26 protein-coding genes are annotated in these 25651 nt (G+C 35.8%); 20 read left to right on the plus strand and 6 right to left on the minus strand.

The genetic code is table 11. The features are described 5' to 3' along the window. Positions 1-187: 187 nt before the first annotated feature. Together nhaC and ACFVT8_RS15220 are read right to left on the minus strand one after the other, a co-directional pair. Positions 188-1570 carry a Na+/H+ antiporter NhaC gene (gene nhaC / locus ACFVT8_RS15215; protein ID WP_387081400.1) on the minus strand — a complete coding sequence of 461 codons (1383 nt, stop codon included), beginning with the start codon at positions 1568-1570 and terminating at the stop codon, positions 188-190. 137 nt (positions 1571-1707) lie between these two features. After that, a complete protein-coding gene (locus ACFVT8_RS15220; RefSeq protein ID WP_387081401.1) occupies positions 1708-2475 on the minus strand; it encodes a sulfite exporter TauE/SafE family protein in 768 nt (255 codons plus the stop codon). Positions 2476-2882: 407 nt separating this feature from the next. On the opposite strand from ACFVT8_RS15220, the gene ACFVT8_RS15225 reads away from it, so the two are divergent. The 8 genes from ACFVT8_RS15225 (at position 2883) to ACFVT8_RS15260 (ending at position 11279) form a co-directional block, all read left to right on the plus strand. Then, positions 2883-3503, plus strand: coding sequence for a DUF47 domain-containing protein (locus ACFVT8_RS15225; RefSeq protein WP_370082328.1), 621 nt, complete (start codon positions 2883-2885; stop codon positions 3501-3503). A gap of 15 nt (positions 3504-3518) precedes the next feature. Beyond that, positions 3519-4535, plus strand: a complete 1017-nt coding sequence (locus ACFVT8_RS15230; protein ID WP_387081402.1) for an inorganic phosphate transporter — start codon at positions 3519-3521, stop codon at positions 4533-4535. A gap of 705 nt (positions 4536-5240) precedes the next feature. After that, positions 5241-6326 (plus strand): SH3 domain-containing protein, encoded by a 1086-nt coding sequence (locus ACFVT8_RS15235; protein WP_387081403.1) that lies wholly within the window; start codon positions 5241-5243, stop codon positions 6324-6326. Positions 6327-6780: 454 nt separating this feature from the next. Further along, the gene (locus ACFVT8_RS15240; RefSeq protein ID WP_387081405.1) at positions 6781-7479 is read left to right on the plus strand and encodes a response regulator transcription factor; all 699 of its coding nucleotides are present in this window, start codon (positions 6781-6783) and stop codon (positions 7477-7479) included. Continuing rightward, positions 7476-8924 carry a HAMP domain-containing sensor histidine kinase gene (locus tag ACFVT8_RS15245; protein WP_387081407.1) on the plus strand — a complete coding sequence of 483 codons (1449 nt, stop codon included), beginning with the start codon at positions 7476-7478 and terminating at the stop codon, positions 8922-8924. Before ACFVT8_RS15240 ends, ACFVT8_RS15245 begins: the two co-directional genes overlap by 4 nt. Then, positions 8924-9991: an outer membrane lipoprotein-sorting protein gene (locus tag ACFVT8_RS15250; protein WP_387081409.1), complete on the plus strand. Its 1068-nt coding sequence runs from the start codon at positions 8924-8926 to the stop codon at positions 9989-9991. The genes ACFVT8_RS15245 and ACFVT8_RS15250 overlap by 1 nt, the downstream gene beginning before the upstream one ends. A gap of 11 nt (positions 9992-10002) precedes the next feature. After that, a complete protein-coding gene (locus ACFVT8_RS15255; protein ID WP_387081410.1) occupies positions 10003-10224 on the plus strand; it encodes a hypothetical protein in 222 nt (73 codons plus the stop codon). A 107-nt stretch (positions 10225-10331) separates the two neighbouring features. Further along, positions 10332-11279, plus strand: a complete 948-nt coding sequence (locus tag ACFVT8_RS15260; RefSeq protein ID WP_387081411.1) for an MBL fold metallo-hydrolase — start codon at positions 10332-10334, stop codon at positions 11277-11279. Between the two features lie 27 nt (positions 11280-11306). Here the strand turns inward: ACFVT8_RS15260 and ACFVT8_RS15265 are convergent, their stop codons facing one another. The 3 genes from ACFVT8_RS15265 to ACFVT8_RS15275 are packed head-to-tail and all read right to left on the minus strand — an operon-like array spanning position 11307 to position 12654. Next, positions 11307-11843: a YrdB family protein gene (locus ACFVT8_RS15265; RefSeq protein WP_387081412.1), complete on the minus strand. Its 537-nt coding sequence runs from the start codon at positions 11841-11843 to the stop codon at positions 11307-11309. 30 nt (positions 11844-11873) lie between these two features. Next, a complete protein-coding gene (locus ACFVT8_RS15270) occupies positions 11874-12227 on the minus strand; it encodes a DUF4260 family protein (RefSeq protein WP_387081413.1) in 354 nt (117 codons plus the stop codon). After that, positions 12214-12654 (minus strand): MerR family transcriptional regulator, encoded by a 441-nt coding sequence (locus ACFVT8_RS15275; protein ID WP_387081415.1) that lies wholly within the window; start codon positions 12652-12654, stop codon positions 12214-12216. Before ACFVT8_RS15275 ends, ACFVT8_RS15270 begins: the two co-directional genes overlap by 14 nt. A gap of 94 nt (positions 12655-12748) precedes the next feature. Between ACFVT8_RS15275 and ACFVT8_RS15280 the strand changes: the two genes are divergently transcribed. The 7 genes from ACFVT8_RS15280 to ACFVT8_RS15310 all read left to right on the plus strand — a co-directional run bounded on the left by ACFVT8_RS15280 (position 12749) and on the right by ACFVT8_RS15310 (position 19933). Continuing rightward, the gene (locus tag ACFVT8_RS15280) at positions 12749-13285 is read left to right on the plus strand and encodes a sigma-70 family RNA polymerase sigma factor (RefSeq protein ID WP_387224285.1); all 537 of its coding nucleotides are present in this window, start codon (positions 12749-12751) and stop codon (positions 13283-13285) included. After that, a complete protein-coding gene (locus ACFVT8_RS15285) occupies positions 13278-14495 on the plus strand; it encodes a hypothetical protein (RefSeq protein WP_387081418.1) in 1218 nt (405 codons plus the stop codon). The genes ACFVT8_RS15280 and ACFVT8_RS15285 overlap by 8 nt, the downstream gene beginning before the upstream one ends. A gap of 343 nt (positions 14496-14838) precedes the next feature. Beyond that, complete coding sequence (locus ACFVT8_RS15290) at positions 14839-16287, plus strand: tetratricopeptide repeat-containing diguanylate cyclase (protein WP_387081419.1); 1449 nt, start codon at positions 14839-14841, stop codon at positions 16285-16287. 196 nt (positions 16288-16483) lie between these two features. After that, the gene (locus ACFVT8_RS15295) at positions 16484-16999 is read left to right on the plus strand and encodes an RNA polymerase sigma factor (RefSeq protein WP_387081421.1); all 516 of its coding nucleotides are present in this window, start codon (positions 16484-16486) and stop codon (positions 16997-16999) included. Continuing rightward, positions 16986-17648 carry a TIGR04104 family putative zinc finger protein gene (locus ACFVT8_RS15300; protein ID WP_387081422.1) on the plus strand — a complete coding sequence of 221 codons (663 nt, stop codon included), beginning with the start codon at positions 16986-16988 and terminating at the stop codon, positions 17646-17648. Before ACFVT8_RS15295 ends, ACFVT8_RS15300 begins: the two co-directional genes overlap by 14 nt. Before the next feature lie 147 nt (positions 17649-17795). Then, on the plus strand, positions 17796-18347 hold the full coding sequence (locus ACFVT8_RS15305) for a biotin transporter BioY (RefSeq protein ID WP_387081423.1): 552 nt from the start codon (positions 17796-17798) through the stop codon (positions 18345-18347). 11 nt (positions 18348-18358) lie between these two features. Next, positions 18359-19933: an amidohydrolase gene (locus tag ACFVT8_RS15310; RefSeq protein ID WP_387081424.1), complete on the plus strand. Its 1575-nt coding sequence runs from the start codon at positions 18359-18361 to the stop codon at positions 19931-19933. A 124-nt stretch (positions 19934-20057) separates the two neighbouring features. On the opposite strand, the gene ACFVT8_RS15315 is transcribed toward ACFVT8_RS15310, so the two are convergent. After that, entirely contained in the window at positions 20058-20276 is a 219-nt protein-coding gene (locus ACFVT8_RS15315; protein WP_387081426.1) for a coiled-coil domain-containing protein, read from the minus strand. 257 nt (positions 20277-20533) lie between these two features. Here ACFVT8_RS15315 and ACFVT8_RS15320 point away from each other — a divergent pair, with 257 nt between their 5' ends. The 5 genes from ACFVT8_RS15320 to ACFVT8_RS15340 all read left to right on the plus strand — a co-directional run bounded on the left by ACFVT8_RS15320 (position 20534) and on the right by ACFVT8_RS15340 (position 25461). Beyond that, positions 20534-22306 (plus strand): glycerophosphoryl diester phosphodiesterase membrane domain-containing protein, encoded by a 1773-nt coding sequence (locus ACFVT8_RS15320; RefSeq protein ID WP_387081427.1) that lies wholly within the window; start codon positions 20534-20536, stop codon positions 22304-22306. A 204-nt stretch (positions 22307-22510) separates the two neighbouring features. Beyond that, positions 22511-23443 carry a stalk domain-containing protein gene (locus ACFVT8_RS15325; protein WP_387081429.1) on the plus strand — a complete coding sequence of 311 codons (933 nt, stop codon included), beginning with the start codon at positions 22511-22513 and terminating at the stop codon, positions 23441-23443. 231 nt (positions 23444-23674) lie between these two features. Further along, positions 23675-24106: an NUDIX hydrolase gene (locus ACFVT8_RS15330; protein WP_387081431.1), complete on the plus strand. Its 432-nt coding sequence runs from the start codon at positions 23675-23677 to the stop codon at positions 24104-24106. Positions 24107-24295: 189 nt separating this feature from the next. After that, a complete protein-coding gene (locus ACFVT8_RS15335) occupies positions 24296-24829 on the plus strand; it encodes a cysteine hydrolase family protein (RefSeq protein WP_387081433.1) in 534 nt (177 codons plus the stop codon). 14 nt (positions 24830-24843) lie between these two features. Next, positions 24844-25461: a GNAT family N-acetyltransferase gene (locus ACFVT8_RS15340; protein ID WP_387081434.1), complete on the plus strand. Its 618-nt coding sequence runs from the start codon at positions 24844-24846 to the stop codon at positions 25459-25461. The last annotated feature ends 190 nt before the right edge of the window (positions 25462-25651 follow it).

The raw sequence follows: 25651 nt of genomic DNA on the forward strand, positions 1-25651 counted from the left end.
GCTGTCATAAAAGTGACTTTTGTGACAGCCTTTATTCTATCCCGCTATCCTGTGGCTTTCTATAAGAATGGATAAACTCCATAGAACTCAAATAGAGTTTTAGAATAAAAATGCAAATTGAAATACTGCTTAGACCGGACTCTTATAATAGAAAAAAGGTAGCTGACGATTTCATCAGCTACCCATCTTATTTTTCAAGCTTCGTTAATGTTTTACCGCTCCAACCAAAGATGATTGTTAAAATTGGTCCGAGTAGACAGAAGAAGGTAAATGGTAGGTAAGTTGTTGTTGGTATATCTAGTACACTAGCAATGAAAATACCACAAACACTCCACGGGACAAGAGGATTGACTACAGTACCTGCGTCCTCCATAACACGAGATAAATTTTTAGGGGCCAGCCCTACCTTCTCAAACTGTGCTTTAAAAGCTTCACCAGTAAGTAGGATGGATAAATATTGCTCACCAATTAATGTGTTAACACCAATCCCCGTAATGGCAGCTCCTGTAATAACAGAGCCAGCACTTTTAAAGAGGCTCTCTACCTTCGATAAAATACTTTGAATAATACCGAGAGTAAATAAAAGACCGCCCATTGTTAATGCTAATAAAACAAGTGCAATTGTAAATAGCATACTGTTCATACCACCGCGACTCAGTAATGCATCTACATCTTTATTTCCCGTAGTAGATTTATAGCCTTCAAAAAGCATTTTAAAGACATTTGATAGTGCAATCGGTTCTTGTATGTAGGCTAGTCCAACACCAATAACTGAGACGACTGCGAGTGTGATAAGTGCAGGTGCTTTATAAAAAGTCATAATAACAAGCACAACAATTGGTAATAATGTATACCAATGAATAAGCCCAGTTGACAGTAATCCCTCTTTAAATTGCTCAACTGTTTCAAAAGAAGTATTTCCTTCTGTTGGTGATAATATTGCATAAAGGACGAATGAGATTACGAAAGCTGGAATCGTTGTCCAACCCATATTTTTAATATGCTCGAAAAGATCTACACCAACCGTACCAGATGCAAGATTGGTTGTATCCGATAGCGGAGACATTTTATCCCCAAAGAAAGCTCCTGAAACAATCGCACCAGCTGTTATCGCTAAAGAGATGTCCATTGCACCGGCAATTCCCATAAAGGCAACGCCCACAGTTGCTACAGTAGTTAATGAACTACCAACAGAAACACCAACGATACTACAAATCAAAAATACGATTGCAAAGAAAAAGCTTGGTGTAACTGTTAAAAAGCCGTAGTAGATAAGTGTTGGAATTGTGCCGCCCATAATCCAACTCGAAATTAAAATACCGATAAAGAAGAAAATAAAAACTGCCCCAAGTCCAGCGCTTGCACCTGCAACCATACCAGCTTCAAGCTCACGAAACGGAACTTTTTTTAGTAATCCATAGGCAATTAAAAGTGAAATGACAAGAAAAATAGGTATATGGGGTGTCGCTTTTAAATACCCAATACTGAATGCCATAGTGGCAATAATTAAAAGTATAATAAAGCTTGCCTCGATAAATCGAGGGTTACTCTTTGCTTCAATTCGAAACATGCTAATCCTCCTACTAGTTACTTCTTCGCTTCAACGCGGTGAAGCCTAAAAGAATTATAGCACGCAAATAATTTTTGTCAATTGACTGAAAATTTTTGTCAATAAAATCAGAACTATTTTGCTGTTAAAAGTACACCTTAATGAATACTGAAATAATCCCATGCATTTTTGACAATTAATGTACAAGTCATGATGATAAAAATAATACGCATCATTTTTGTCCCACGTTTCAGCGCAAATTTTGAACCTAGGATTGCACCGAAAATCATGACGAAGCCCATAGGTAAACCGTATAAAAAATTTACCTTTCCTAATAGTAAAAACATAGCAAGTGCGGCTAAGTTCGATGTGAAATTAAAGGCTTTTGCATTACCTGCAGCTTGCAAGAAATCATTTCCCATCATTAATAAAATAAAAATAAAAAAAGAACCAGTGCCAGGTCCGAAGAAACCATCGTAAAAGCCAACAGCAGCAAAAGCGCCAATAAAGGCGATTTTCTTCACAGTACTTAATGTCCGTTCTTCAGGTTGTTGTCCCCAATCTTTTTTGAAAATTGTATAAGTGGTAACAAGGACGAGCATAACAAGCATTAGAGGCTTTAAAATAGCTGGTGAAACGAGATGCACGGTGTATGCACCAATGAATGAACCAATGAAGATAAAAGGTATTATCTTCTTATTCTTTTTCACATCAACCTTGCCAGCTTGTAAAAAAGTTAACATGCTAGCCCCATTGCTAATGGTATTTGCGAGTTTGTTTGTGGCAATTGCAGTACTAGGAGGTAAACCAACTGCCATAAGCGCAGGTAATGAAATTAATCCTCCGCCACCGACAATTGCATTTAAAAACGACGCGATAAAGCCAAGTACTAAAAGTATAACAAGTGAAAGTAAATCGATGTCCATATGTATGATATTCAACCTTCTTTAACGCTTATTGTGTAAGATCATTTTTCTTATAACAGTACTGCGAATTGTAATAAATGACAATGCAGTTTTTCTTTGTATGTAAATATTGTTTACAATTCCTTAACATTGATAACGATGAAAAAATAGAAAGGAAAAAAGTTTTTTCAAGTATTTTTATAAAAATAAAAGAAAAAACGGTAATATTTAAAGAAAAATCGATAATTTTTATTATTGGGTTTCCAACGTTTTCAACTTGGAAAAGTACCTAAAAATATTTGTGGCGAATTTTATATTACATTTTTGTAAATTCAACTATTTTATCTTTAAAAATCTGTAGAACTATGTGAAAGTTTTGTTATGATGATTGCAGAAATCGTCAATATTCATTCAACAGGAGGAACATGATGTTCAACTCAAACAAACAAGATCCATTTTTTAAAGCATTATTAAACATTTCTAAAAACGTTAAAGAAGGTATTTATTACGCTCATAACGCACGTATTGAAAATATAGATTCACTAAAAGAAATCGCAGACACAATGAAGCGATATGAAACAAGTGGAGATAAATTGATTCACGAGCTTATCGTCATGTTAAATAAATCTTTCATGACACCGATCGAGCGTGAGGATATTTTATCACTTGCCAATAAATTAGATGATGTCATTGATGGTATGGAAGGCTGTATTGCTCATTTTGACATGTACAATTTAACAGAAGTTACGGACCCGATGCGCCAATTCTTAACATATATTGCGAAAAGTACAGACGAAATGGTCCAAGCAATGGAGCTATTAAATAGTAAAAAGCTTGTTGAAATGCGTAAACATGCTATTCAAATTAAGGACTATGAACGTGAATGTGATGAAATTTTCCGCTCTTCGATGAAGCAATTATTTATTCAAGAAAAAGATCCGATGCGCATCATCGTTTTCAAAAGTATCTATGAACAATTTGAAGATATTGCAGACTACTGTCAAACTGTAGCAAACACAATTGAAACAATAATTATGCGTAACGCGTAAGATGGAGAGTAAGAAATGGATACGATATTACTGATAACAATATTAGTCGTTATTTTCGCACTTGTGTTTGACTTTATTAACGGCTTTCATGATACAGCCAATGCAATAGCAACTTCGGTATCAACAAGAGCATTAAAGCCACGTACAGCAGTATATATGGCTGCCCTTATGAACTTCGTTGGAGCTATTACATTCGTTGGAGTAGCAAAAGCATTAACAAAGGATATTGTTGACCCGTTCAGCTTAAATGCTTTTGATGGAGATATTACAGGTTCTGTCGTTATTTTAGCGGCATTATTATCAGCGATTACTTGGAATTTAGTAACGTGGTACTTTGGAATTCCATCTAGTTCATCACATACATTGATCGGTTCTGTGGCAGGTGCTGCCATTGCAGCGGCAGGCTTTAATGTATTGAACTATAGCGGCTTCATAAAAATCATTCAGGCACTTATTTTCTCACCATTACTTGCGTTTGCAGGCGGTTTCTTAATGATGTCTTTATTTAAAGTGTTATTTAAAGATATGAACTTATATCGAACAAATAAAGGCTTCCGCACAATGCAAATTGGTACAGCAGCTTTACAATCATTTACACACGGTACAAACGATGCGCAAAAGGCGATGGGGATTATTACGCTTGCTTTAATTGCAGGAGGCTTGCATCATACAGACGATATTCCTTTCTGGGTACGTTTTGCGGCAGCATGTGCGATGGGTCTTGGTACTTCTGTAGGTGGTTATAAAATCATCAAAACAGTCGGCGGCAAGATTATGAAAATCCGTCCAGTAAACGGGGTAGCAGCAGACCTTGCTTCTGCATCCATCATCTTCGGTGCGACATTAATTCACTTACCAGTTTCTACAACACATGTTATTTCTTCATCTATCATGGGAGTAGGAACAGCACACCGTGTAAAAGGTGTTAAATGGGGCATGGCACGAAAAATCGTGACAACCTGGGTAATCACTATGCCAATCTCCGCAGTCATGGCTGCAGCTATTTACTTTATATTAAGTCTATTTTTCTAACAGAATGGAAGGAATGCACAAATTGCGTGCATTCCTTTTTTGTTGATTAATAAGTAGGGTCGGCGAATAGAAATGGCAAGGTGACGGAAGGCCCGAGTAGACCGACGGAAAGAAAAGGCAAAGCGATGGAAGGCCCGAGCCGATCGACGGATGAAAAATAAGGAGACGGAAAATCCGAGCAGACTGACGGATGGGAAAGAATACGACGGAATGCCTTGAGATTGGTATCCGAAATCTGCCATAACGGATACTACGAAAATCCTAAATTGATTATTGATGGACTATCAGCATCAAAAAGCATCTTCTCAATTTTAGAACGATGATTTTTTAGTAATTGTTCTATATAGCTATCATTTTCCTCTTAGCCATCCGAGTTAAACTGCAACATTAATAATAAAAAATTAGTACTATTAACAGATGAGTGTAAAGTAAACGTTTAGATTTGCGAGATGAGAGGGTTTGTATGAATAAAAGTTTAGCTGAGCTTGGAAAGCCTATAAATAATAGGCTTTCTGAGCTTTAGTTGCGATGAGACCAATTTTGATCTATTAATTAATAATTTATTTTCTATTGAAATTTTCTTTGGTATATATGTTAAAAATGTTCTATGGGGTCTTTGCATGTTTAGTAATAAATAATATGAAAATATATACAATCAATAGGGAAAATGGTAGAATAGTAGAGTTGTAAAAGGGGGTAAATTGATTGAATATACTAAAGAAATTGTTTGTTGCAGTTTTTGTACTCATGATGCTATTTAGCATTCAGCATCAAGTAGCAGAGGCGGCTGATTATCGAACAGTGAAGGTTGTAAGTGGCACGAACTTGGTTGTGAGGGAGTCTCCAAATGATACATCCGGTTCCATTGGTAATCTAGCTAAGAATGAATTTGTGATAGAGTTTTCTTCCTCAGATGGTTGGTCTCACATTCAAACAGGTGATGTAAAGGGGTATGTTTCTTCCTCTTTTTTAAGTGTTCCGCCTTCGACGATTAAAATTGCAAATTCTAAAGGTGGTCTCGTTGTGAAATCTAAGCCATCTCCTTCAGCACCAACATTAGCTACATTAAAGTATAATATGATTGTTGAAGACTATGGATCAGTAGGAAATGGTTGGTCATTTGTACAATATGGCAATGTGGTAGGTTATGTTAAATCCGATTTTATTGGGAAGACTAAAACAACGACAAAGTACGTTAATACAGGTAGTGGGGTTATCGTTCGAAATATTGCCAGTCAATCGGGAGCTTCAGTAGGTTCATTAAGTAATGGTACACAGGTAACTGTACATTCTACATTAGTAGGTTGGTCTTATGTGACTGCTGGTAATATCAAAGGGTACGTTGTAGATTCATTTTTATCCGCAAAGAAGCCTGTTGTGCCTTTCAATAATATTAACTTTAAATTGACTATTCGTGATGTAGAGAAAAATGAAAAATCAAAGCTTATACAAAAACAACAGGATGGTAGAGATACATATTTAGTCTATGGAACGACAAAATATGGCTATTCAGCAGAGTTGACATACGTTTTTACTGGTGGGCAATTAGAGTATATTAGCTATGATTTCCTTCCTGAACAAGATAGTTATCACACTTGGGATCAAATGTCTTATTTACATGACCGACTACATAAGCAAGGGGTAGTAGAATTCGGTAATGATTACCAATTCACTTATACAAAATATAGTAGTTTACATTCAAGATGGGAAAAGAGTGGTTACACTGCTTTGATCTCTGTAAATGATGACAATCTATATACATCAGCAAGATTAACGTATTATCGTAAATAAATTTTCGCACTACCAGCGATGATTGAGTGGTAATTATATAGCAACTAGAAAAGCTTGAAGTGCCTCTTTTTGTAGTTGGAGACCTCCCTCTGTGAAATAGGACGTCGCTAGGAAATGTAAACAGTCAGCTGTGCGCTGACTGTTTTTTTGAGTGATTTTAATTTATTTAAATAAGACAAGAGGCTATAAAATAATAGCTTCTTGTTTTTTTATAGCCAAAAGTATATTTTACAATAGAAAATTAAATAACTAATGAAATATATTGGAAAAGGCAAAGCGACAGAAAGCTCGAGCCAATCGACGGATGAAAAATAAGGAGACGGAAAATCCGAGCAGACCGACGGATAGAAAACGTGAAGTGACGGATAACCAAATCTATGGTAATTATAAAGAAAGTGTAAAGTTCAGAAAAAATGTCTTTTTACATAGTAAGGTTAATACAGGAGGAGAATAGATGAAAGAAAAGCTATTACTGATTGAGGATGATACGGCGATTGGGCGTATTGTGAAGGATACGCTTGAGCAAGAAGGTTACCAAATTACTTGGGCAACAACAGGACTGGAAGGGCTAGCTGATTTTCAAGCCGATACGTTCGATTTAGTGTTAGTCGATTGGATGTTGCCTGAGATGGATGGTCTTACGGTTTGCCAAAATATCCGTTGGGAAAGTGATGTACCTATTATAATGATGAGCGCGCGTAAGGAAGAGGAAGATAAGGTAGAGGGCTTGCAGGGCGCTGACGATTATATAGCGAAACCGTTTAGCTTAGAGGAGTTAAAGGCACGTGTAGCCTCACACTTACGTCGCTGGAAACGTTATACGAAAAAAGAGATAGCAGATGATGTTACATCCTTTGCACACGGCTTAAAAATTGATTGGCAAAAGGAAACAGCGCGCCTTGATGATCAAGAGCTTGCTTTAACACAGAAGGAATTTGCTTTGCTAAAACTACTTGCGAAAAATCCAAGCCAAACCTTTTCAAAAGAAGAGCTTTATCAGCATATTTGGCAACAGGCGAGCGTAGATGAAACACATACAGTTACAGTACATATAAAGGCGCTACGGGAAAAGCTAAAAGACCCAGTCAAATCACCGTATTATATACAAACAGTATGGGGCAAGGGTTACCGCTTTATCGGTGAACTACAATGAAGATTAAAACATGGTTACTCATCACTTTTTTCATCGTGATGGTTTTACCGATAACAGGTGCTTATAGCCTTTATGTGTGGATTAATGCTTATTATCAAGATAAAAACGTTGCTGAGTATTTTGAAAAATGGACAGAGCTTAATCAGGTGAAATCTGTTCTCGATAATCCTATGTATTATACAAAAAATGCGGATATAAAAGATATTGAAGCACTAACCAATGATCATCTTGCAATTACACTTTACTCGAAATCAGGCTTGATTTTTTATTCCTCAAATCCATTGAAACAGGTGTTTGATTCTAAAGATAGTATTTTAAAAGGTTTATATGAACTAAAGCAAAATTACAATGCCTTTACTTATAAAGAACCTATTTATCAAGATGGAGAATTATTTGGGGTTTATGAGATTCAATTAGTTAGGACGGATTGGGTAAAAGGTGTTGAAAGTCGTTCTTGGCTTGTAATAGCTAGCTCTATATTATTATTTCTCCTTATTTATTTTGCAGTAATGATGCTGCTTAACCGTAAATTAAATCGACCGTTACATGAACTGATGCGGCAAATGCGTACTTTTGCAAAGGGAGAGTATGTGGAATCAAATTTAGTGTCAAGAAAAGATGAAATTGGGGAACTTGCTCAAACCTTTCTTGCCATGCAGGACGAAATTGAAACAGCGCGTGCTCACTTGAAAACTGAACAACAGCAAAAGGAGCTAATGATTGCAAGTATTTCCCATGATTTGAAAACGCCTCTGACAGCTATTCAAGCATATGCTGAATCTTTACAAAGCAAGGCGTTATCAGAAGAACAACAAGACGAGTACCGACAAATAATTTTAACAAAGTCTGAAACGATGAAGCATATGTTAGAGGATTTACTAATGTACACTTTACTGCAATCGACAAGCTATCATTTAGAACTTGTTGCAGTTGATGGGGCAGAGTTTTTTGAAATGGCACTGTCTGATTATGAGCAGCTGTCCAAAGATCAAGGATTTATGCTTGAAGTTACTTGTGACATAGAGGGTATGTATGCAGTGCATCCGAAGCAGCTTCAACGGGTGATCGACAATTTAATGAGTAATGCTTGGCGCTATGGAGCAGTAGGTACATCGATAGATTTAGCGGCCGTGAATGCTGGACAATGCCCAGTAGGGTGCTTTGATTTTGTATCGAAAGCACTGGTAAAGCAGGATGGTATGTATATCATTGTGCAAAATAGAGGACACGGTGTAAAAAAAGAGGATATCGAGAAGTTATTCGAGCCCATGTACCAAGTAGATACAGCACGAACAAAGGCTGGGGAGCGCGGCACTGGCCTAGGATTAAATATAGCAAAACAAATAATAGAAAAACACGGTGGGACAGTAGAGCTTGTATCGAAAGATGACTATGGAACAGCTGTACTTTGCTGGTTGCCACCATTTAAAGGAGAGAATTCATAATGAATTGGAAAAAATCATTACGTGCAGCAGGTTTAGTTGCCGCACTAACATTTAGCCTTGTAGGTTGTAATACAGAGGGGTCATATTCACCTCAGGAAATTATTGATCATGCATTACAGGAAACGAAAGAACCACTTACGTATTACGGTGAATACACAATGGATATGGGCGACGCGGGTGGAAAAGTTCAACTCAAAGAGTGGATTAAAGGTGATAAACGACGTATTGAGTCAACAGCTGAAAATGGTGAGCATAGCATCGTAGTCAACAATGGTTCACAGCTTATTATGTATGATGTTGTTAAAAACACTGTTCATAAAATAGATATTAGCAAAGGTGGGTTAGATGAAATCCCATCACAAAGAGACCAGTTAGAAACACTATTTAATGCAGTAAAGGATACACATGATGTAGAAATGGCAGGAGAGGAGAAGATTGCAGGAAGAGAAACATATAAAGTTGTAGCGAAAGCTAAAAAAGATGATACTTTAATAGGTGATATTGAAGTATGGGTTGATAAAAAAACGTGGGTAACATTAAAAACAATAACAAATAGTGCTGGAAATAAAATGACATCAGAGTATACGAAAATGGATGAAAATGCAAAAATTGATGATGCACAATTTACACTTGATATTCCAAAGGATGCAAAAGTGGAAGAAATAAGTGTACCTGAATCTGAGCCAGTGACACTGGATACAGTGAAAGAACAGCTTGGAGAATTTTTAATGGTGCCAGAAGGAAATGGACTAACTTTGGAGGCTATATCATTAGATAAAGGGATAGAAGATCGTTCTGAGTATACCTTTAGTTATGCAAAAAATGATCAGCAAGATATTTCAGTAACAGTTATTAAAGTAAATAGTAATGCTAAGAAGGAAGAGCTTATTAAAGGTGAAAAAGAAATGGACATCCGAGGTCAAAAAGCTACTGTAATGGATGGGAAAAACTTCCGTTCTATTAGCTGGCAGGAAAACGGCTATCAATATAGCATGTTTAGTGTTGACTCTAAGCAAACAATCGAAGATCTTGTAGCCTATACAAAACAAATGACCATCGTTAAGTGAGGTGAATTGTAATGAAAAGAAATGAATTTATAAAATGTCTCGCATTGTTTTTATTTAGCACAGTTTTTTTATACGGTGTAGGTGAAACATATGGCGTTCCATGGCTACAATTTCATTTCTTAGGACGATACAATGGTGTAGGTTTTTATTTTAGCTTTAGTTCTTTAATCCCTATACTTGGTGGCTTACTAATTGTTGCGTTATATGAAACGAAGATTAAGCGACTTATTTAATTTGATGAGAAAATCCACTTTGAAAAAAGAGTGGATTTTCTTTTTTGTCTTGATTTATCTTCAAGTTTGAATGCTATAATATGTAAAAACTTCAAAGGGGAGCTATGATGGAGAAGGAGATTGTAGAAACAAAATTTTTTACTTTGCATACTTTATGTGACGGTGTGTTGGCTGCTATTGCTAAACCAGGGCAAGGTGCTTGGAGTAATTCAGGAATAATTGATCTAGGTGATGAGCTTCTAGTTTTTGATTCGCTAAGTACTCCTTCAGCTGGGGAAGAGTTAAGGCGCCAAGCCGAAAGTTTAACGGGTAAGAAAGTAAAGTACTTGATTAATAGTCACTATCACGGAGATCATGTTTTTGGGAATCAAGTATTTTTAGATACAACGATTGTTTCTACATATGTAACTGAGAAATTGTGCAAAGAAAAAAATAAGATTGAAGATTATGAGAAGGAAAAGCAGGACATGAATCAATACCTCCTTCAACTGGAAAATCAAATCGATTCAACAGAGGACACCATTATAAAAGCGAGTTTAATTAACCAATATCAAGAAATGTCGAAGGTGTTTGATGATTTATCTCAATTGCAAATTGTGTTACCATCCTTGTTGTTTGAAGAGAAATTGACGATTACCGGTTCCGAAAGAACTGTAGAATTATACTGTTTAGGCGGAGGACATTCACCGAGTGATACATTTATGTACCTACCTAACGAAAAAATAGCTTTTATGGGTGATTTAGCGACTGAAGATTTACATGTACCAATCTATAACCCTGAAGAATTTTTGTCGATATTAAAGCAAGTTAAACAAATCGATATAAATATAATTGTACCTGGTCATGGTAATGTTGCTGATTTTGATTTATGCGATACTTTAATTGATTATTTATCTTTCATGATTCAACATGCAAAAGAGGCTCTTCAACGAAAATTGTCGTTGGAAGAATTTGTTTCTGAGATTTCTATACCAAAAGAGTATAAGGAATGGAAAGGAGTAAAAGGTATTAAAGCTAACCTTACGATGATATACACCTACCTTCAAAAGAGCTAAGAAATCCACTTTTAAAATGTGGATTTTTTAGCGTTGATGAAATACGGACAATAAAATCTGATTAATGATAATTAGTATGGCAAATATAATCGCTAATTTTGTTCGTCCTGTTGCATACAGAGCTATGACGGCTAAAGAGAATATCACAAATTCAAGCATAAAATGCAAAGTACCATTCAATGGAAATGTTGCTTTAGGTGAACCAAACATACTCCAAATAACTACGAACAATGCGGGTGCTCCGATGCCTAGTAAAAGCTTTAAGAACATACCTTTCCCAGTTTGTATACCCCAATACCCATAAGCCACTAGTACACAAATTTCTAATAGAAAACGAAGAACTAAATTCAACACCATAGTATCCCTCCGAAAAATTGGTTTTTGAAAGGGTAACAGAATTGTTGATAAACCTGCGAACATCGCTGATAAAAGTGCGAGAATCGCTGATAAAACATTGAACATCGCTGATAACAGTACAAGAATCGCTGATAAAACATTGAACATCGCTGATATAACCACAAAAATCGCTGATATAACCACAAAAATCGCTGATAAAGTTAACAAAACCCCCGATAGGACCGCAACTTTGGGCTCTTAAGCTATTTGTTGTAAATGAGTTTTAGTAAAGGCTGCAGCATATTTTAAACCGAAGCCTAGTGAGCGATCTAAAAAGATATGGGCTAGCCAAATTATAGATGCCATTAGTAGCGGTGTCGATACAGTGACGAAGCCTAAAATCAAGAGAATTGCTGGTACAACTAAACTATGGCCAATATTGTAAAATAACGCGCCAACTTTAGTGTTTATTATGTAGCCTAACATGCTTATATCCGGTAGTAATAAAAATAGCACAAAATATAGGAACGAAAATTCAAAATGCCAGTAGAAAAATATACTTACTAAAAATGCTATTAAATATTCCATAGAGATAATTTTACGTAGTTTCATGATGACCACTTCCTTCTTGTAATTTATTATACATATCCTCAATAAGTGATCCGATGACCAACTTATTTTCTGCGTATTTTCCTTCAGCCATTAATGTTTGAGTAAGCTGTAAGGATTGTAGTGCTTGCTGATAAAAAATTAACTGATGTTCAATATGAGTGATCTTAGCTGAGAATAGCTGTACTGTTTGTTGATTGCAAGCATCTGAAGTTGGCATTTGCTCTAGCGACAGAAGCTGTTTGATTTCATGTAATGTAAAGCCAAGTTGTCTTAATACTAAAATAAATTTTATTGTATGTTCACAAGTGACATCATACACTCGATAGCCATTACCTTGTTTATGAGGATGTAGTAATCCTTCCTTTTCATAGTAACGTACTGTATCAGTAGATAAATTATACTTAGCTGCGAATTGTTTGATAAGCATGTGAGCACCTCCTAAATTTATCCTAACATTGGAGTATGCTCCAAGGTCAATATGATAATTGAAATTTTAAAAAAAATAGTGAAACGGTCATTTAATGGCAGTCGTTTATAGTGGAAGAGGGGAGGTGGACGGCATACTTGAAAAAATTATGGATGAACATGCAGAGCATTTATTACGTCTCGCCTATTTTTACGTGAAAAACCGGCACTCAGCAGAAGATATCGTGCAGGAAGTTTTTATAAAATTTTCTCAGCATGGATATGAGGAACGTGGACAGCTACGTGCTTATTTATCTAGGTTAACGATTAATAAAAGCAAGGATTATTTAAAAAGCTGGCATTATAAGAAATTAATTTTACAAGAAAAAATATTTCCGGTGAAGGCTAATATTCAGCGCAATACACTGATTGAAGCGGAGGAAAGATCGTATATTGGGGCAGCTATATTAAAGCTCCCATTAACATATAGAGAGCCTATCATCCTTTACTATTATGAGGAAATGAAGATTACCGACATAGCACAAGTACTAGGTATTTTAGAAAACACTGTGAAAACAAGGTTAAAAAGGGCGAGAGAAGCCTTAAAGTCTCAGCTAAAGCAGGAGGAATGGGAGGTGCTTGGACATGAATGAATGGCAAAAGGAATTGGTGAAAGTAGCAGGGGATATGGGTGAGAGTAAGGAGCGTGTAAAAAAACGTGTTTTACAGCAGCACAATGTCAAAGCTAAAAAACCCATTCGTTTCGCGCTTTTAACGGCAATTGTATCGTTTTGCTTAGTTGGATTTGTCATGGTACAACTACTAAATAAAGAAACGAAACAATCGGCAAACATGTTTAACGCTACACAGCTTACTCATTTTGAGAAAATCACACGCATCTATTGGGGCAATCAAGACGAAGAATTTTATATAAAAGAGGCATTTGAACGCTACAAGGGGGTAGTTGCTGCTTATAATTATGCAAAATCACTTGGTCTTCAATATACTGAGGCAGAGCTAAAGGCTGCTGGAAATGAGCATTATGACGAGCTTGTTAAGTTACAACAAATACCTGAATATGCTGATCTTTTTAAAGAAAAGGGAGTAGAAAAATATTTTAAGACGTATTTAGAGCCGTTGTTACCGATGTATACAGCTAAAAAAAAGCTTGATACCTTTTATCAAGAAAAATATCCTACTTTCCCGAAAGGTATAGTACAACAAATGGCTGCTCAAGACGCTCTACGCTATTTTGATAAACATTTCGCAAAGCAGGTAAAAACGTTTCAGAAACAAAATAGCATCAAGAATTATTATAGTAGCACATCTGGAACTACGTATATGGGAACAGTCATAAAGGTAGAAGTAGAATCTAATGCTTTTCTATTTGTTGAAGGAGTTGTTCCGAAGGACTTAGAAAACCTTTCGCAAGAGCAAATCTTGAAAAAGTATCCAAAAGCTACTTGGTATCCGATTATAGATGATTTTTCGGTACATCAAGGAGATTATGTCAGCTTAGAATCAAATAGTAGCCAGTCGATTGATGAAAATGGAATTGTCACACACTACGGCGTATTAAACCATGTGGAAATTAGTGAACCAACAGTCACAATCACTCTTAAGCTCAACCACCAAAATGAACAGGAAGTCATCCAATTCTTTCGACAAACAACGTGGCAGCCTGATAAAGGTATGGAAAGCCCCCCAGATTATTCATTTATGCTAGAGGGAGTTCGTGTAGATGTCTGGGTTAGTTACGGTCACTCACTTTATGTGTATAAAGAGGGCTACGGGATTGTACATCTTAGTCAAAAAAGATCCGAAGAGTTAAAGGCGCTATTAGGTATTAAAGAATCTTTATAACTTGTATGCATAAAGCATATTAACATCGCTTGGAGATAAAGTGTTACTGATGAGACACTAGTACTTTCATTCCATTTACGACAATTAGCAAGTCTCTTTAAAGAAGAGGCTTGTTTTTTATTTGCCAGGAACTTATAGTTTTTGTACTGCTATAAATATTTTCCATATAAAAAGAGTCGTTTTTACAGGTATATACAATCTTTTTAGGAGAAATGGATTACTTCAAATCATTTTGGGGTTAAAATTACTCATAAATTTGAAAATAAATGAGTCTGAGGAATTGTAATATTATGCTCATAAAGATAGTATTAAAGAAGTAGGGGTTAATATAAGGAGGGGCGGTATGAACACACAGGAGTTTGAAGAATTATGGATTACGCTAAATGAATTGTATAATGCGAATCGCTTTATAGAATATATAGAATTAAGTAGTGCCGCAATTGAAAGTGCTATTGCGCTTGGTATGTATAAAAAAGCAATCCTGTTATTACGCTATAGCTGTGCAAGTTATTTTCAAACAGGTGATTTACAAGTTTCTATTAGTGTGCTTGAACAATATCGCGAATTAACCTTTCAATACGGCGATGATATCGATTTAATCCATCATTATATTTTAGCCGCCATTTATTGGGGGACATTTGGCCATATAAAAAAATCTAAAGAGTTTATGATCAAGGGATTAGAGATTGCTGAGCGTATTCAACATACAGATAGTATAGGGAAAATTTATAATAATTTAAGCGACCTAGAAAACTCTTTAGGAAATTATCAAAAAGCGAAAGATTTTGCATTAAAGAGCTTATACTATGCTAATTATTTTGAGATAAAGCATGAAAATCCTTATACAGGGATTATTTATTCAAAAATAAACTTAGCTGTTGCGCAAATTTGCTTGGAGGAATTTGAAGATGCAGAAGAATTATTGAAAGAACTGCTAACAATGATTCAGAAACCACCTTATTCCAAGGTACAATTGGAGGTTATAAATGCCTATGCTTTGCTTTGTGAAAAACGGGGACGCATTGGCGAGGCCATTGATTTGTACCAAAAGTCGAAGCACTATGCCTTACAAAATAATGATTTAGCTATGCTTCAAACTATCTATAATTCTTTGGTGAAACTAATAGAAGAGCAAGGTAATAAAATTGTATTATGCTCGATACAAAAGGAATATATTAACATTTTACTTGAAATACAAAGGGAAAATTATACTCATTTGTTATTTGAGATGGAGTACAATGACCAGAAGAAACAATTAGAAAAAACCTCTTTTATTGATCCATTAACGAATATCTATAATCGACGCTATTTTGATGAGAATGCAGAGAAAATGGTAGAGAAAGCTTCAGTAGAAAAACAGCAATTAGCATTAATGATGATTGATTTAGATCATTTTAAAGAAATCAATGATACAAATGGTCATTTATTTGGTGATGATGCTTTATCGATTACTGCTACTAAATTAAAAGACTATTTTCAACCATATAAGTCAATAGTTGCGCGTTTTGGCGGGGATGAGTTTATTGTTCTTAGTCAATTACAGGAAGGTGAATCTGTACAAATGATGGCGGAAAATCTCTATCAAAAATTAAACTCTATGTCTTTAACAATCAATAATGAGACCGTTCATTTGGAATTTAGTATTGGCGTAAGTACAAACATTCATGGCCAGATTACAGCGGTTGAAGAGTTGATCCATAATGCGGACACAGCACTGTATACGTCCAAGCGCAACGGGCGTAACCAAATCACGGTCTTTAATCAATATAGTGATGCGGGAAATAGTAAATAAACGAGTCAGATGATGGTACTAGCGGATTTTATTGTAAGCGTTCTATTTAGCGAAATAATCAATCATAAAGGATCTGCTTCACTTCAACGAATAGTCGTTGGAGTTTTGCAGATTTTTTTTATAAAATTTTTTTGAAAAAATGAATCGGAAATGAAATGGCATCCGTCAGTAGTTTAGAAAGAAGGTGGGACAACAAATGGATATCGAAAAAATTATTGCAGAGCACGGTGACTATTTACTAAAGGTTGCTTATTTATATGTGAAAAATGAAGCAACAGCTGAAGACATTGTGCAGGATGTGTTTATCGCCTTTTATCAAAAGCAGGAGCAATTTCGTCAAGAATCATCTTTACGTACATATTTAGTGAAAATGACGGTCAATCGAAGCCATGATTATTTGCGTAGCTGGAAAAGTAAACGACTGACACTCTTTGAAAAAATAACAGGTCGTCCGACAGCAGTCACGCCTGAAAAAGAATTTCTTGCGAAGTCTACAAAACGAGAGCTAGTGGAAGCTTTGTTTACATTATCTGTGGCATATAGGGAAGTACTGATTCTCTATTATTTTGAGGATATGACAACAGTGGAAATTGCACAGCTCGTATGTTGTCCAGAAGCAACAATACGTACAAGATTACAGCGTGCGAGAAAGCAACTTGCAACAGCAATCGGTGATTATGATTGGGAGGTGTTACGCCATGAATCAATTTAAAGAAGATGTGCTAAATGAACTTCGGGATGTAAAGCTTACAGATGAAAAAAAACAGGCGATTGCCCAAAAAGCACGTAGTAAAAATAAACAAAGAAAAAGTAGTCCGTGGCAATATCGTGTGGTACTAGCAACGTTTACGATTTTTGTCATTGGTTTTAGTTATTTATTATCACACAATAAAAATTCGGGAAGTCATCAAGCAGCTAGCATACAGCAAGAAGCGAATACATGGAGTGTATGGACATTTTTACAAAACGATTTCGTAAAAGGTATATTGCTTTTTAGTTTTTTTGTAGGTATTACTTTTATTATTAAACGTGTGCTAATCAAGAAAGGATATGGCCTACCGGTGTGCATTGAGTGTGGGGAAACTTGGTCAGAGAAGCAAGCTCGAAAAATGTATCGGAAAAATGGTCAACTCGAATGCCCTTATTGTGAGGAAAAACAATATCGCACAAAAAAATCTATGCAAATGGGTGGCATTATAGCATTTCCGGTTCCTTTTATGTCTTTTATGCATTATATTTTTAATAATTTTACGATTGGGATTATTTTCTTTATAGTTGCAATTCTTATTTATTATCGACAATTAGCGCCATATGTCTATAATTTGCAAAAAGATGATCCTACCAACGATCCGCTTTGGTAATTTATGAAGAGAAATTGCTAGTTCACTATAGCAATTTCTTTTTTTATCGCAATTTGTCGAAATAGATTGACAACAGTTTTTATTTGCTTTATCTTTGTGTTAACTTATTTACAATAGGAGTTAACGTACAAAGGGAGGCAATTTAGTTTGAAAAAGAGTAGTACATATAATTATGTGTTAGCGGCATTTGGTGCAGCGATTATTGCTGTTCTTGCACAAGTAACGATCCCGCTACCACTTATTCCAATAACAGGACAAACATTAGCGGTAGGCTTAGTCGTAACGATTTTAGGGACAAGAGTTGGTACGTTATCAGTACTGCTTTATATTTTACTAGGTGCAGCAAGTCTTCCAGTATTTAGTGGTATGTCAGGGGGATTGGGTATTTTAGTTGGTCCTACGGGTGGCTATATTGTTGGATTCCTTGTGACGGCAATTATTATGGGCTTATACTTAAATAAATTTGGCATTACATTTTTCCACGCAATTGTTGCGAACATCATTGGAATGATTGTGACTTTGGCGTTTGGAACGACCTGGTTAAAGATTGTCGGAGATTTAACTTGGACAGCAGCATTTATGGGCGGTGCGGCACCATTTATCGTTGTAGGTATTGTGAAAGCTGTTCTGGCAGCATGGTTTGGGGTAATTGTTCGCCGTCGCTTAGAGCGAGCTCACCTAATTGAAGTGTTTGCATAGGAGGAATTGTTTTGGCAACGTTATGGACAGGTGGGAAAATTTACACGATGGCGAAAATTGGCGAAACAGTTGAAGCAGTCCTTGTAAAAGAAGGGAAAATTGTGGCGACAGGCTCAGTAGATAGCTTGTCGCCACAAGCTAGTTCTATTCGACATTTACATGGGAATGTGATGTATCCGGGTTTTGTTGATAGTCATTTACATATCATTGGCTACGGGGAGAAATTAAAACATATTGATGTATCGAATGTCAGAAGTAAGGACGAGCTACTGGCAATTATTCGTGAGCGGATGCTAGAAGTTCCCGCTAATGAATGGGTCATTGCGATAGGGCTTAATGAGACACAATTTGAAGACCCTATTTTTCCAACATTGGTGGAGCTTGATGCTCTAGGTGAAGCACATTTAATTATTAAGCGCAGCTGTCATCATTTAATTTTAGCTAATTCCAAGGCACTAGCATTTGCGGGAATAACAAAGGACACACCATCTCCAGAAGGTGGAGACATTGATAAGGTGGATGGAAAGCTGACAGGAGTCTTAAAAGACGCAGCATTGTACATGATTGTCAACCATATGCCTCATATTACGCCTGAGTATATTGAGGATGCTCTCGAGAAGGCGGTAATATCATTGCAATCATATGGCTTAGTGGGCGGTCATTCTGAGGATTTAAGCTATTATGGGCCACCGCTTCAACCAATACATGCATTTCGAAAGATTGTTGAGGCAAAGCAATCGTTTAAAGTTCATTTATTACAACACCACGCCGTATTTGAAGAAGTTGCCAAGATGGAAGAAGCATCTTCTCCGTATTTAGAGTTTGGTGCCATGAAAATTTTTGTGGATGGTGCCTTTGGAGGACGTACTGCTGCTCTTCGTGAACCATACTGTGATGAGCCAGACAATTGCGGTATTCTCGTACATTCAACAGAACAATTAGAGGAATATGTTCAACTTGCACGTCAACATGAACAAATAGTTGCAGTGCATGCCATAGGAGATTTAGCCGTTGAAACAATTTTAAAAGTATTTGCCGCCCATCCGCCTCGCGAAGGTCAATTAGATCGTGTCATTCATTGTAGCTTGGTCGATGAAGGTATTTTAGAAAAGCTTGCTGCGTTGCCTGTCGCAGTGGATATGCAACCGCAATTTGTACAGGGAGAGTATGAGGCAGAACTAGCCAGGTTAGGGGAGGAACGAGCAAAAGGCTTACACCCGTTAAAATCGCTACTAGATCGTGGATTAGTTGTTGCAGGTGGTAGTGATGCACCGATTGAAGTGCCAAATCCCTTACATGGTATATATGCTGCAGTAACAAGGCGGAATTTTGGGGAATCTCATAACGGCTACGGTCCAGCGGAGAAAGTTTCACTTTTTGAGGCAGTGCGACTCTATACTGTAGGAGCTGCACAAATAATAGCGCAAGACCATGTTCGAGGTAAGATTGAAAAAGGCTATACAGCAGACTTTACTATTCTAGAAGAGGATCTTTTTACGGTAGATGTTGAAAACATTCCACAAGTAAAAGTCGCCTATACGGTTGTTGATGGCCGTATTGTTTATGAAAAAAGCGCTCAATCGTAACGGAAATCAACCTCACATTTTTCGAAAGAGCTATACTTTATTAATTCATTGACATAATATTTTTATAAGAACATGAAAACGCTGTAAAGAATAAACTTTACAGCGTTTTTTCATTTTTTAGGAGCTAGGGTTTTTCTGATAAATTTTTCACTTGTTGCTCAAGTATTGCCACTCGTGTTGTTAAATCATCAACTTTTTGCTGAAGTGATTCTTGGGGAGGCAAAGGAGCAGTCGATTTCATTTTTTTTATCGTATTAATCATCACGAAAAATATCGCTAGGAAAATGACAAAAAGTACGGTTGTACTAATAATATCACCAAGATTAAACATTGTTTGTCTCATATAATTATTAGCCCCCTTAATTTGTTTCAATTGTATTATTTACCGAGTTACATACAAAAAAGTTTCAAGAAATTATTTAAAGACACCATAAATACAGAAATCTTATCATTTTTCCTCGCATATTATATGGAACAAATTGTATTTCAAGAGCTTAAGGTAATTTGAAATAAGATTTACATATCATATATGAAAGAGCTTATAAAAATCGTAAAGATGCTTAAGATAGGGGATACGATAGGTATGACTGGGGTGAGTAAATGCACAAATCGGGACAAGTAATGCGACAAGCCGTCTACAATATTTATATGTATCGTATGGATTATATACAGGTTTTCGCACTGACTAAGTTATGTCAGTTTTTATTAATTGCTCCTATGACGACTATCGTATTTAAGCTAATGCTGCGAGTAACGGGCTACACACATATTACTCAGCAAAATATTCAAAGCTTTATGGCACATCCCTTTGTCATTTTAATGATTATTCTTTTGATCATGCTCATGTTGCTATTTATTTATTATGAAATGGGCTTTCTTTTTTTAATGGCCTTTCATCAACAAAGGGGAATTCGCTACCGATTTCTACACATATGGCAGCAGCTCAACCGTAAAGTACTATCTTTTTTTAGTATTCAAGTCATTTTTTTAATTATTTATATTGCTCTGTTATTGCCATTAGCTTCATTTATATTTCCGCTAACGTTCATTCAAGCAATGGCCATTCCACATTTTTTAACAGATGAAATAATGAGTAGTCGTTCAGGACGTTTACTTTATTCTGCTGTTGCAATTGTTTTAGTGATAGTAGGGATACGGAGCATTTTGGCATTGCCGATTTTTACAATCCAGCCCAAAATATCAATAGTTCGTTCATTAATACAGAGCTGGCGCTTTTCAAAGCGAGGTTTGTTAGAACTGCTCGCATTATTAGCCATGCTTGTTACATTTCATCTACTTGTGATGCTTGGAATTACGTTAATAAGCACCTTGCCGTTGTATATTTTGGAGCGTTTGATACCGAGCACGGCACTTGTCACAGCAGGGATTACGCTTGCTTTTTTAGAAATAGTTTTCGTCGTGTTATTTAGTATGTTGCAAGCAATGTTTTCACAAGTAATGGTGGCTGTTACCTATAATAAAACTGCTTTTGGCAAGACAAGGTTTACATCGAAATTTAAGAAAAGGCGCTATAAGCCATTGTCTTTCATCGTTCTGGTTGTTTTCATCTTTTTAAGTGTGATGAATATTATTTCGTTAGAGAATAGTGTCTATGCACCAGGTACCAAAATTATTGCTCATCGTGGCTATACGACGGGTAATGTGGAAAATACGATCAGTGGCCTTGTCAGTGCAGCAAGTTCAGGTGCAGATTTAATCGAGATTGATATACAGCAAACAGTTGATGGACAATTCGTTGTATTTCATGATCAAACATTAAGAAGATTAACTGGTAAAAATGGTGTTATCGCCAATATGACGCTCGGAGAATTAAAGACATTAACGATTCATGCTAATGGCTTTAACGACAAAATTTCATCATTAGATGATTTTATTGAAGTAGCAAAAACGCTAAATGTTTCCTTACTAATTGAATTGAAAGTTCATGGTAAAGAAACGGAAGATATATTGCCCAAGTTAGTAGAAAAACTAAGGGCTTATAAGGTGCTCGATACGTATTATGTGCAATCATCAGATCCACAAAAGATGACACAGTTAAAAAAATTGGCGCCGAACTTACGTGTTGGGATTGTCTATGCTTTAAATATCGGGCCTATGGATGAAACAGTTGATTTTATTTCACTTGAGGAAGCATGGGTAACAGATCAGCTGATTTCAGAAATGAAGCAACAAAAAATTGATCTGTTTGTCTGGACATTGAATAAAGACCAGTCCTTACAAGATTTTATTCGGAAAAATGTTAACGGAGTCATTACTGATCTCCCAGATATAGCTTTAAAAATAAGGAAAAAACAAAATGAGCGAGAATATTTTTTACAGCGTATATTAAATCTACTGCAATTCATGTTTTAGTTTTATGTGATTAAATACGATGTCCGCACGAAGCAAGGAAATACCCGCGAAACGATCTAAACAGTTAGAGTGAAAGCCGTGATTCTTCATTGTAAAAGAATCACGGCTTTTATGGTGAATAAAAAAATGTTGGAAATGTTGTAACCTTTTTCTTTTATAACCGACTACTACTATGAATTCGTGAAATGAAGGAGATGCTTTTTTATGAAAATGACGAAAGTCGTACCATTTGCCATGTCAGCATTATTAATCGGGGGCGCTGTAGTAGCTCCAACTGCATCAGCAAACGAAGGAGAAGCGGTTGTGACGAACGCTACTGATAATAATGAGCAAAATCCACAGGTTCAACCTATTTTTATTAAAGTAGCTGGAACAATTGAGAACGTAGAAAAACGTGAGGATTCAACATATTACACTGTTAAAGAGGACGAAAATACAAATGTTTTTGTCGTAAATGACGACACGCTAGTTTTCGATAATACTGGTAAAGAAGTTAAACTACAAAAAGGTGATAAAGTAACAGCATACACATATGCAAATAAACCAATGCTTATGATTTATCCACCACAATATAACCCAGAGGTAATTGTTGTTGAAACAAAAGAAATGGGAACTGTAGAAGTAGACTTTTTCAATAAAGAATTAGTGAATACTGATAATACGTTAAAACTAAATGTTGGTAAAGAAACGGAATTACTTAGCCTATCTGGTAAAAAAGTAAAGGCTGAGGATTTGGCAGAACAACATTTACTAGTGTTCTATACAATTGCAACAATGAGTATCCCAGCACAAACACCACCTTCAAAAGTTGTCGTTTTAGATACGATTGCACAAGAGCCAGGTGAAGTGGATCCATCTAAAGCTGCTGTACAAGAGATTATAGAAAAAGACTTTTATGAGGTTGAAGGTACTAAAATGGTACCACTTCGTTTAATTGCTGAAGAGTTAGGCTTTAAAGTAGAATCCACAGGAAATGGCGCAATTATTTCTAAAGGCGCATTATCTTATACAATTACACGTGGTCAAAAAGAATATGGCTATAATAAAGCACTTCGTCATTTTGAAGTAGCACCAGCTTTATTAGAACCAACAAAAACATATGTACCAGTTGAATTTGTTGAAGAATTAATGAAATAAAATAATTGAATTTCTCCTTGTCACATGACGGAGGAAATAGTAAAAAATATTATGAGCGGCTTAAACCCTTTAAACTAATGGGCTTAAGCCGTTTAATCGTTTTTGGTAACGTTCGTTATTACAATGTCTCTTACCATGCATAATAATACTTGCAGTAGAAAAAATCGATAAAGGAGAAGACTCTTCTGATGCAGAAAATACATATAATATACTTTATTAGGAGGCAATTATATGTTTATCGTTAATGTTGAAGCTGCAATATACAAAAATGAAAAATGGTTGTTAATAAAACGTAGTGAAAAAGAAGAACATGCAGGGGGAGTATTGTCTCTTGTAGGTGGCAAGGTCGAAAAGGAAGGGTTCTCAACAAATATTTTAGAAAGAACACTAATAAGGGAAATTACTGAAGAAGTTGGAGTGAAGGTTTCAAACCTAAGATATGTTAATAGCTCCTCCTTTTTGACAGATGCAGGTATTAATGTAGTAGACATCGTATTTCTTTGTAATCATCAGTTCGGAGAAGCCTTTGCAAAGAGTCCTGATGAAGTTGACAGTATAGTGTGGATGACAACTGAACAAATACTTAGTAATTCTTCTATACCTATTTATTTAAAGGAGAATATAAAACTGGCTGATAAATTAGTACTTGAAACCCAGGGGTAGAGGAAAATATCACATCCTGTGATAACGATTTCGTATCAACATCGTATTTCCACAAGTGGCTCATCAGTCGCCCACCAGAACAAGTTCATCTAAAATGGAAATCTACCTCTTTTCTCATAATTCTCTTTAAATGGAAAATATATTTTTGTACAATAAGAGAATTAAATCAGATTCTTAAAGGAGGACTATATGAAGCAGGCATTAATTATCGTGGATATGCAGGAAGCATTCTTTTTGGATAGTGAAAACTACTTATTTGATTACGAAAAAGTATTAGAAAATATTAATATGTTAATAACTTGGGCACGACACAGCGAAGTTCCAATTATTTTTATCCAGCATACGGATTCAAATAAAGATGACGATTTTGCGTTTGGTAAGCCAGGTTGGGATCTATATCACGGGCTTCTACGACAACTGGAGGATAAAGTGATTCAAAAAACAACGTGGGATGCATTTTATCAAACGGAATTAGCACAATACTTACAAGAACAACAAATTGAGCAGCTTATTTTTGCTGGTGCTCAAACAGAATTTTGTCTTGATACGACCATCCGAAATGCCTATAGCCGTGGATACCATCATAATATTTTAGTTGAAGGTGCACATACCACACTAGATAGTAACGTATTAGATGCACAGCAAATTATAAAGCATCATGAGTCCGTTTGGCATAATCGATTCGTGAACATTCAGCCAAGTACTTTTTTTCAAACTAAGTAAAAGAGGTTTCAATAATGCGCATAAATAGCCAAGAATTTAATGTAAATGAACTTCATTATACAATTAGATCTGCCAATATAGAAGATGCAAAAGCATTATCAGATCTGAGGCTACAACTTGATGGGGAAACGGAAAACTTCGATAGAGAACAAGGGGAAGGCTTCATAGATACAACAGGATTTGAAAAAATCATTAAGGAAGACACAGAAAGTCCAAGGAATTTGTGTTTAGTAGCAGTGGTCGATAATCGAATCGTCGGATTTTCTAGATGTGAGGGGTCGCCATTAAAAAGATTTGCTCATAAAGTAGAATTCGGTGTTGGTGTATTAAAGGAGTTTTGGCGCTATGGAATAGGGAAGAATTTTTTAAAAGCATCAGTTGAGTGGGCTGACAATAATGACATTAAAAAAATGGCTTTGACTGTTGTAGAGACAAATGACAAAGCAATTTTACTCTATAAAAAGCTTGGCTTTGAAGTAGAAGGCGTCTTAAAAAATGATAAACTCCTTTCAGATGGCAACTATTATAATACGATTGTCATGGGAAGAATAAGGGATAATCAATTAAATAAACCAGCTAAGCAAATAGGTTTTATTGAAAAGTCAAGTTATAGGCTGAAATTATTTAAATAGTGTCTTATATGTATAGAAATTAAAAGGATAGAAGAGCTTAATTAAATTCGCTCTATCTATCTTTTTTTACCACAGATAACCCTATTTACTACAACAATTAAATCAATCTAATGTTGCAGTAATTTAAAGGAGCTTATATCAGTTATTAATTGTATATATGGATATTAATGTAATATATTAAAAACAATGC

It is taken from the genome of Lysinibacillus sp. NPDC058147 (genome assembly GCF_042884205.1).
Taxonomy (GTDB): Bacteria; Bacillota; Bacilli; order Bacillales_A; family Planococcaceae; genus Lysinibacillus.

Excerpts from the sequence above, each read along its gene's own strand:
- ACFVT8_RS15260 (WP_387081411.1), top strand. The coding sequence starts at position 10,332 with ATGGAGAAGGAGATTGTAGAAACAAAATTTTTTACTTTGCATACTTTA.
- ACFVT8_RS15245 (WP_387081407.1), top strand. The coding sequence starts at position 7,476 with ATGAAGATTAAAACATGGTTACTCATCACTTTTTTCATCGTGATGGTT.
- ACFVT8_RS15320 (WP_387081427.1), top strand. The coding sequence starts at position 20,534 with ATGCACAAATCGGGACAAGTAATGCGACAAGCCGTCTACAATATTTAT.
- ACFVT8_RS15330 (WP_387081431.1), top strand. The coding sequence starts at position 23,675 with ATGTTTATCGTTAATGTTGAAGCTGCAATATACAAAAATGAAAAATGG.
- ACFVT8_RS15315 (WP_387081426.1), bottom strand. The coding sequence starts at position 20,276 with ATGAGACAAACAATGTTTAATCTTGGTGATATTATTAGTACAACCGTA.
- ACFVT8_RS15250 (WP_387081409.1), top strand. The coding sequence starts at position 8,924 with ATGAATTGGAAAAAATCATTACGTGCAGCAGGTTTAGTTGCCGCACTA.
- ACFVT8_RS15255 (WP_387081410.1), top strand. The coding sequence starts at position 10,003 with ATGAAAAGAAATGAATTTATAAAATGTCTCGCATTGTTTTTATTTAGC.
- ACFVT8_RS15240 (WP_387081405.1), top strand. The coding sequence starts at position 6,781 with ATGAAAGAAAAGCTATTACTGATTGAGGATGATACGGCGATTGGGCGT.
- ACFVT8_RS15225 (WP_370082328.1), top strand. The coding sequence starts at position 2,883 with ATGTTCAACTCAAACAAACAAGATCCATTTTTTAAAGCATTATTAAAC.
- ACFVT8_RS15295 (WP_387081421.1), top strand. The coding sequence starts at position 16,484 with ATGGATATCGAAAAAATTATTGCAGAGCACGGTGACTATTTACTAAAG.
- ACFVT8_RS15275 (WP_387081415.1), bottom strand. The coding sequence starts at position 12,654 with ATGCTTATCAAACAATTCGCAGCTAAGTATAATTTATCTACTGATACA.
- ACFVT8_RS15220 (WP_387081401.1), bottom strand. The coding sequence starts at position 2,475 with ATGGACATCGATTTACTTTCACTTGTTATACTTTTAGTACTTGGCTTT.
- nhaC (WP_387081400.1), bottom strand. The coding sequence starts at position 1,570 with ATGTTTCGAATTGAAGCAAAGAGTAACCCTCGATTTATCGAGGCAAGC.
- ACFVT8_RS15280 (WP_387224285.1), top strand. The coding sequence starts at position 12,749 with ATGGCAGTCGTTTATAGTGGAAGAGGGGAGGTGGACGGCATACTTGAA.
- ACFVT8_RS15325 (WP_387081429.1), top strand. The coding sequence starts at position 22,511 with ATGAAAATGACGAAAGTCGTACCATTTGCCATGTCAGCATTATTAATC.
- ACFVT8_RS15230 (WP_387081402.1), top strand. The coding sequence starts at position 3,519 with ATGGATACGATATTACTGATAACAATATTAGTCGTTATTTTCGCACTT.
- ACFVT8_RS15340 (WP_387081434.1), top strand. The coding sequence starts at position 24,844 with ATGCGCATAAATAGCCAAGAATTTAATGTAAATGAACTTCATTATACA.
- ACFVT8_RS15335 (WP_387081433.1), top strand. The coding sequence starts at position 24,296 with ATGAAGCAGGCATTAATTATCGTGGATATGCAGGAAGCATTCTTTTTG.
- ACFVT8_RS15270 (WP_387081413.1), bottom strand. The coding sequence starts at position 12,227 with ATGAAACTACGTAAAATTATCTCTATGGAATATTTAATAGCATTTTTA.
- ACFVT8_RS15285 (WP_387081418.1), top strand. The coding sequence starts at position 13,278 with ATGAATGAATGGCAAAAGGAATTGGTGAAAGTAGCAGGGGATATGGGT.
- ACFVT8_RS15290 (WP_387081419.1), top strand. The coding sequence starts at position 14,839 with ATGAACACACAGGAGTTTGAAGAATTATGGATTACGCTAAATGAATTG.
- ACFVT8_RS15300 (WP_387081422.1), top strand. The coding sequence starts at position 16,986 with ATGAATCAATTTAAAGAAGATGTGCTAAATGAACTTCGGGATGTAAAG.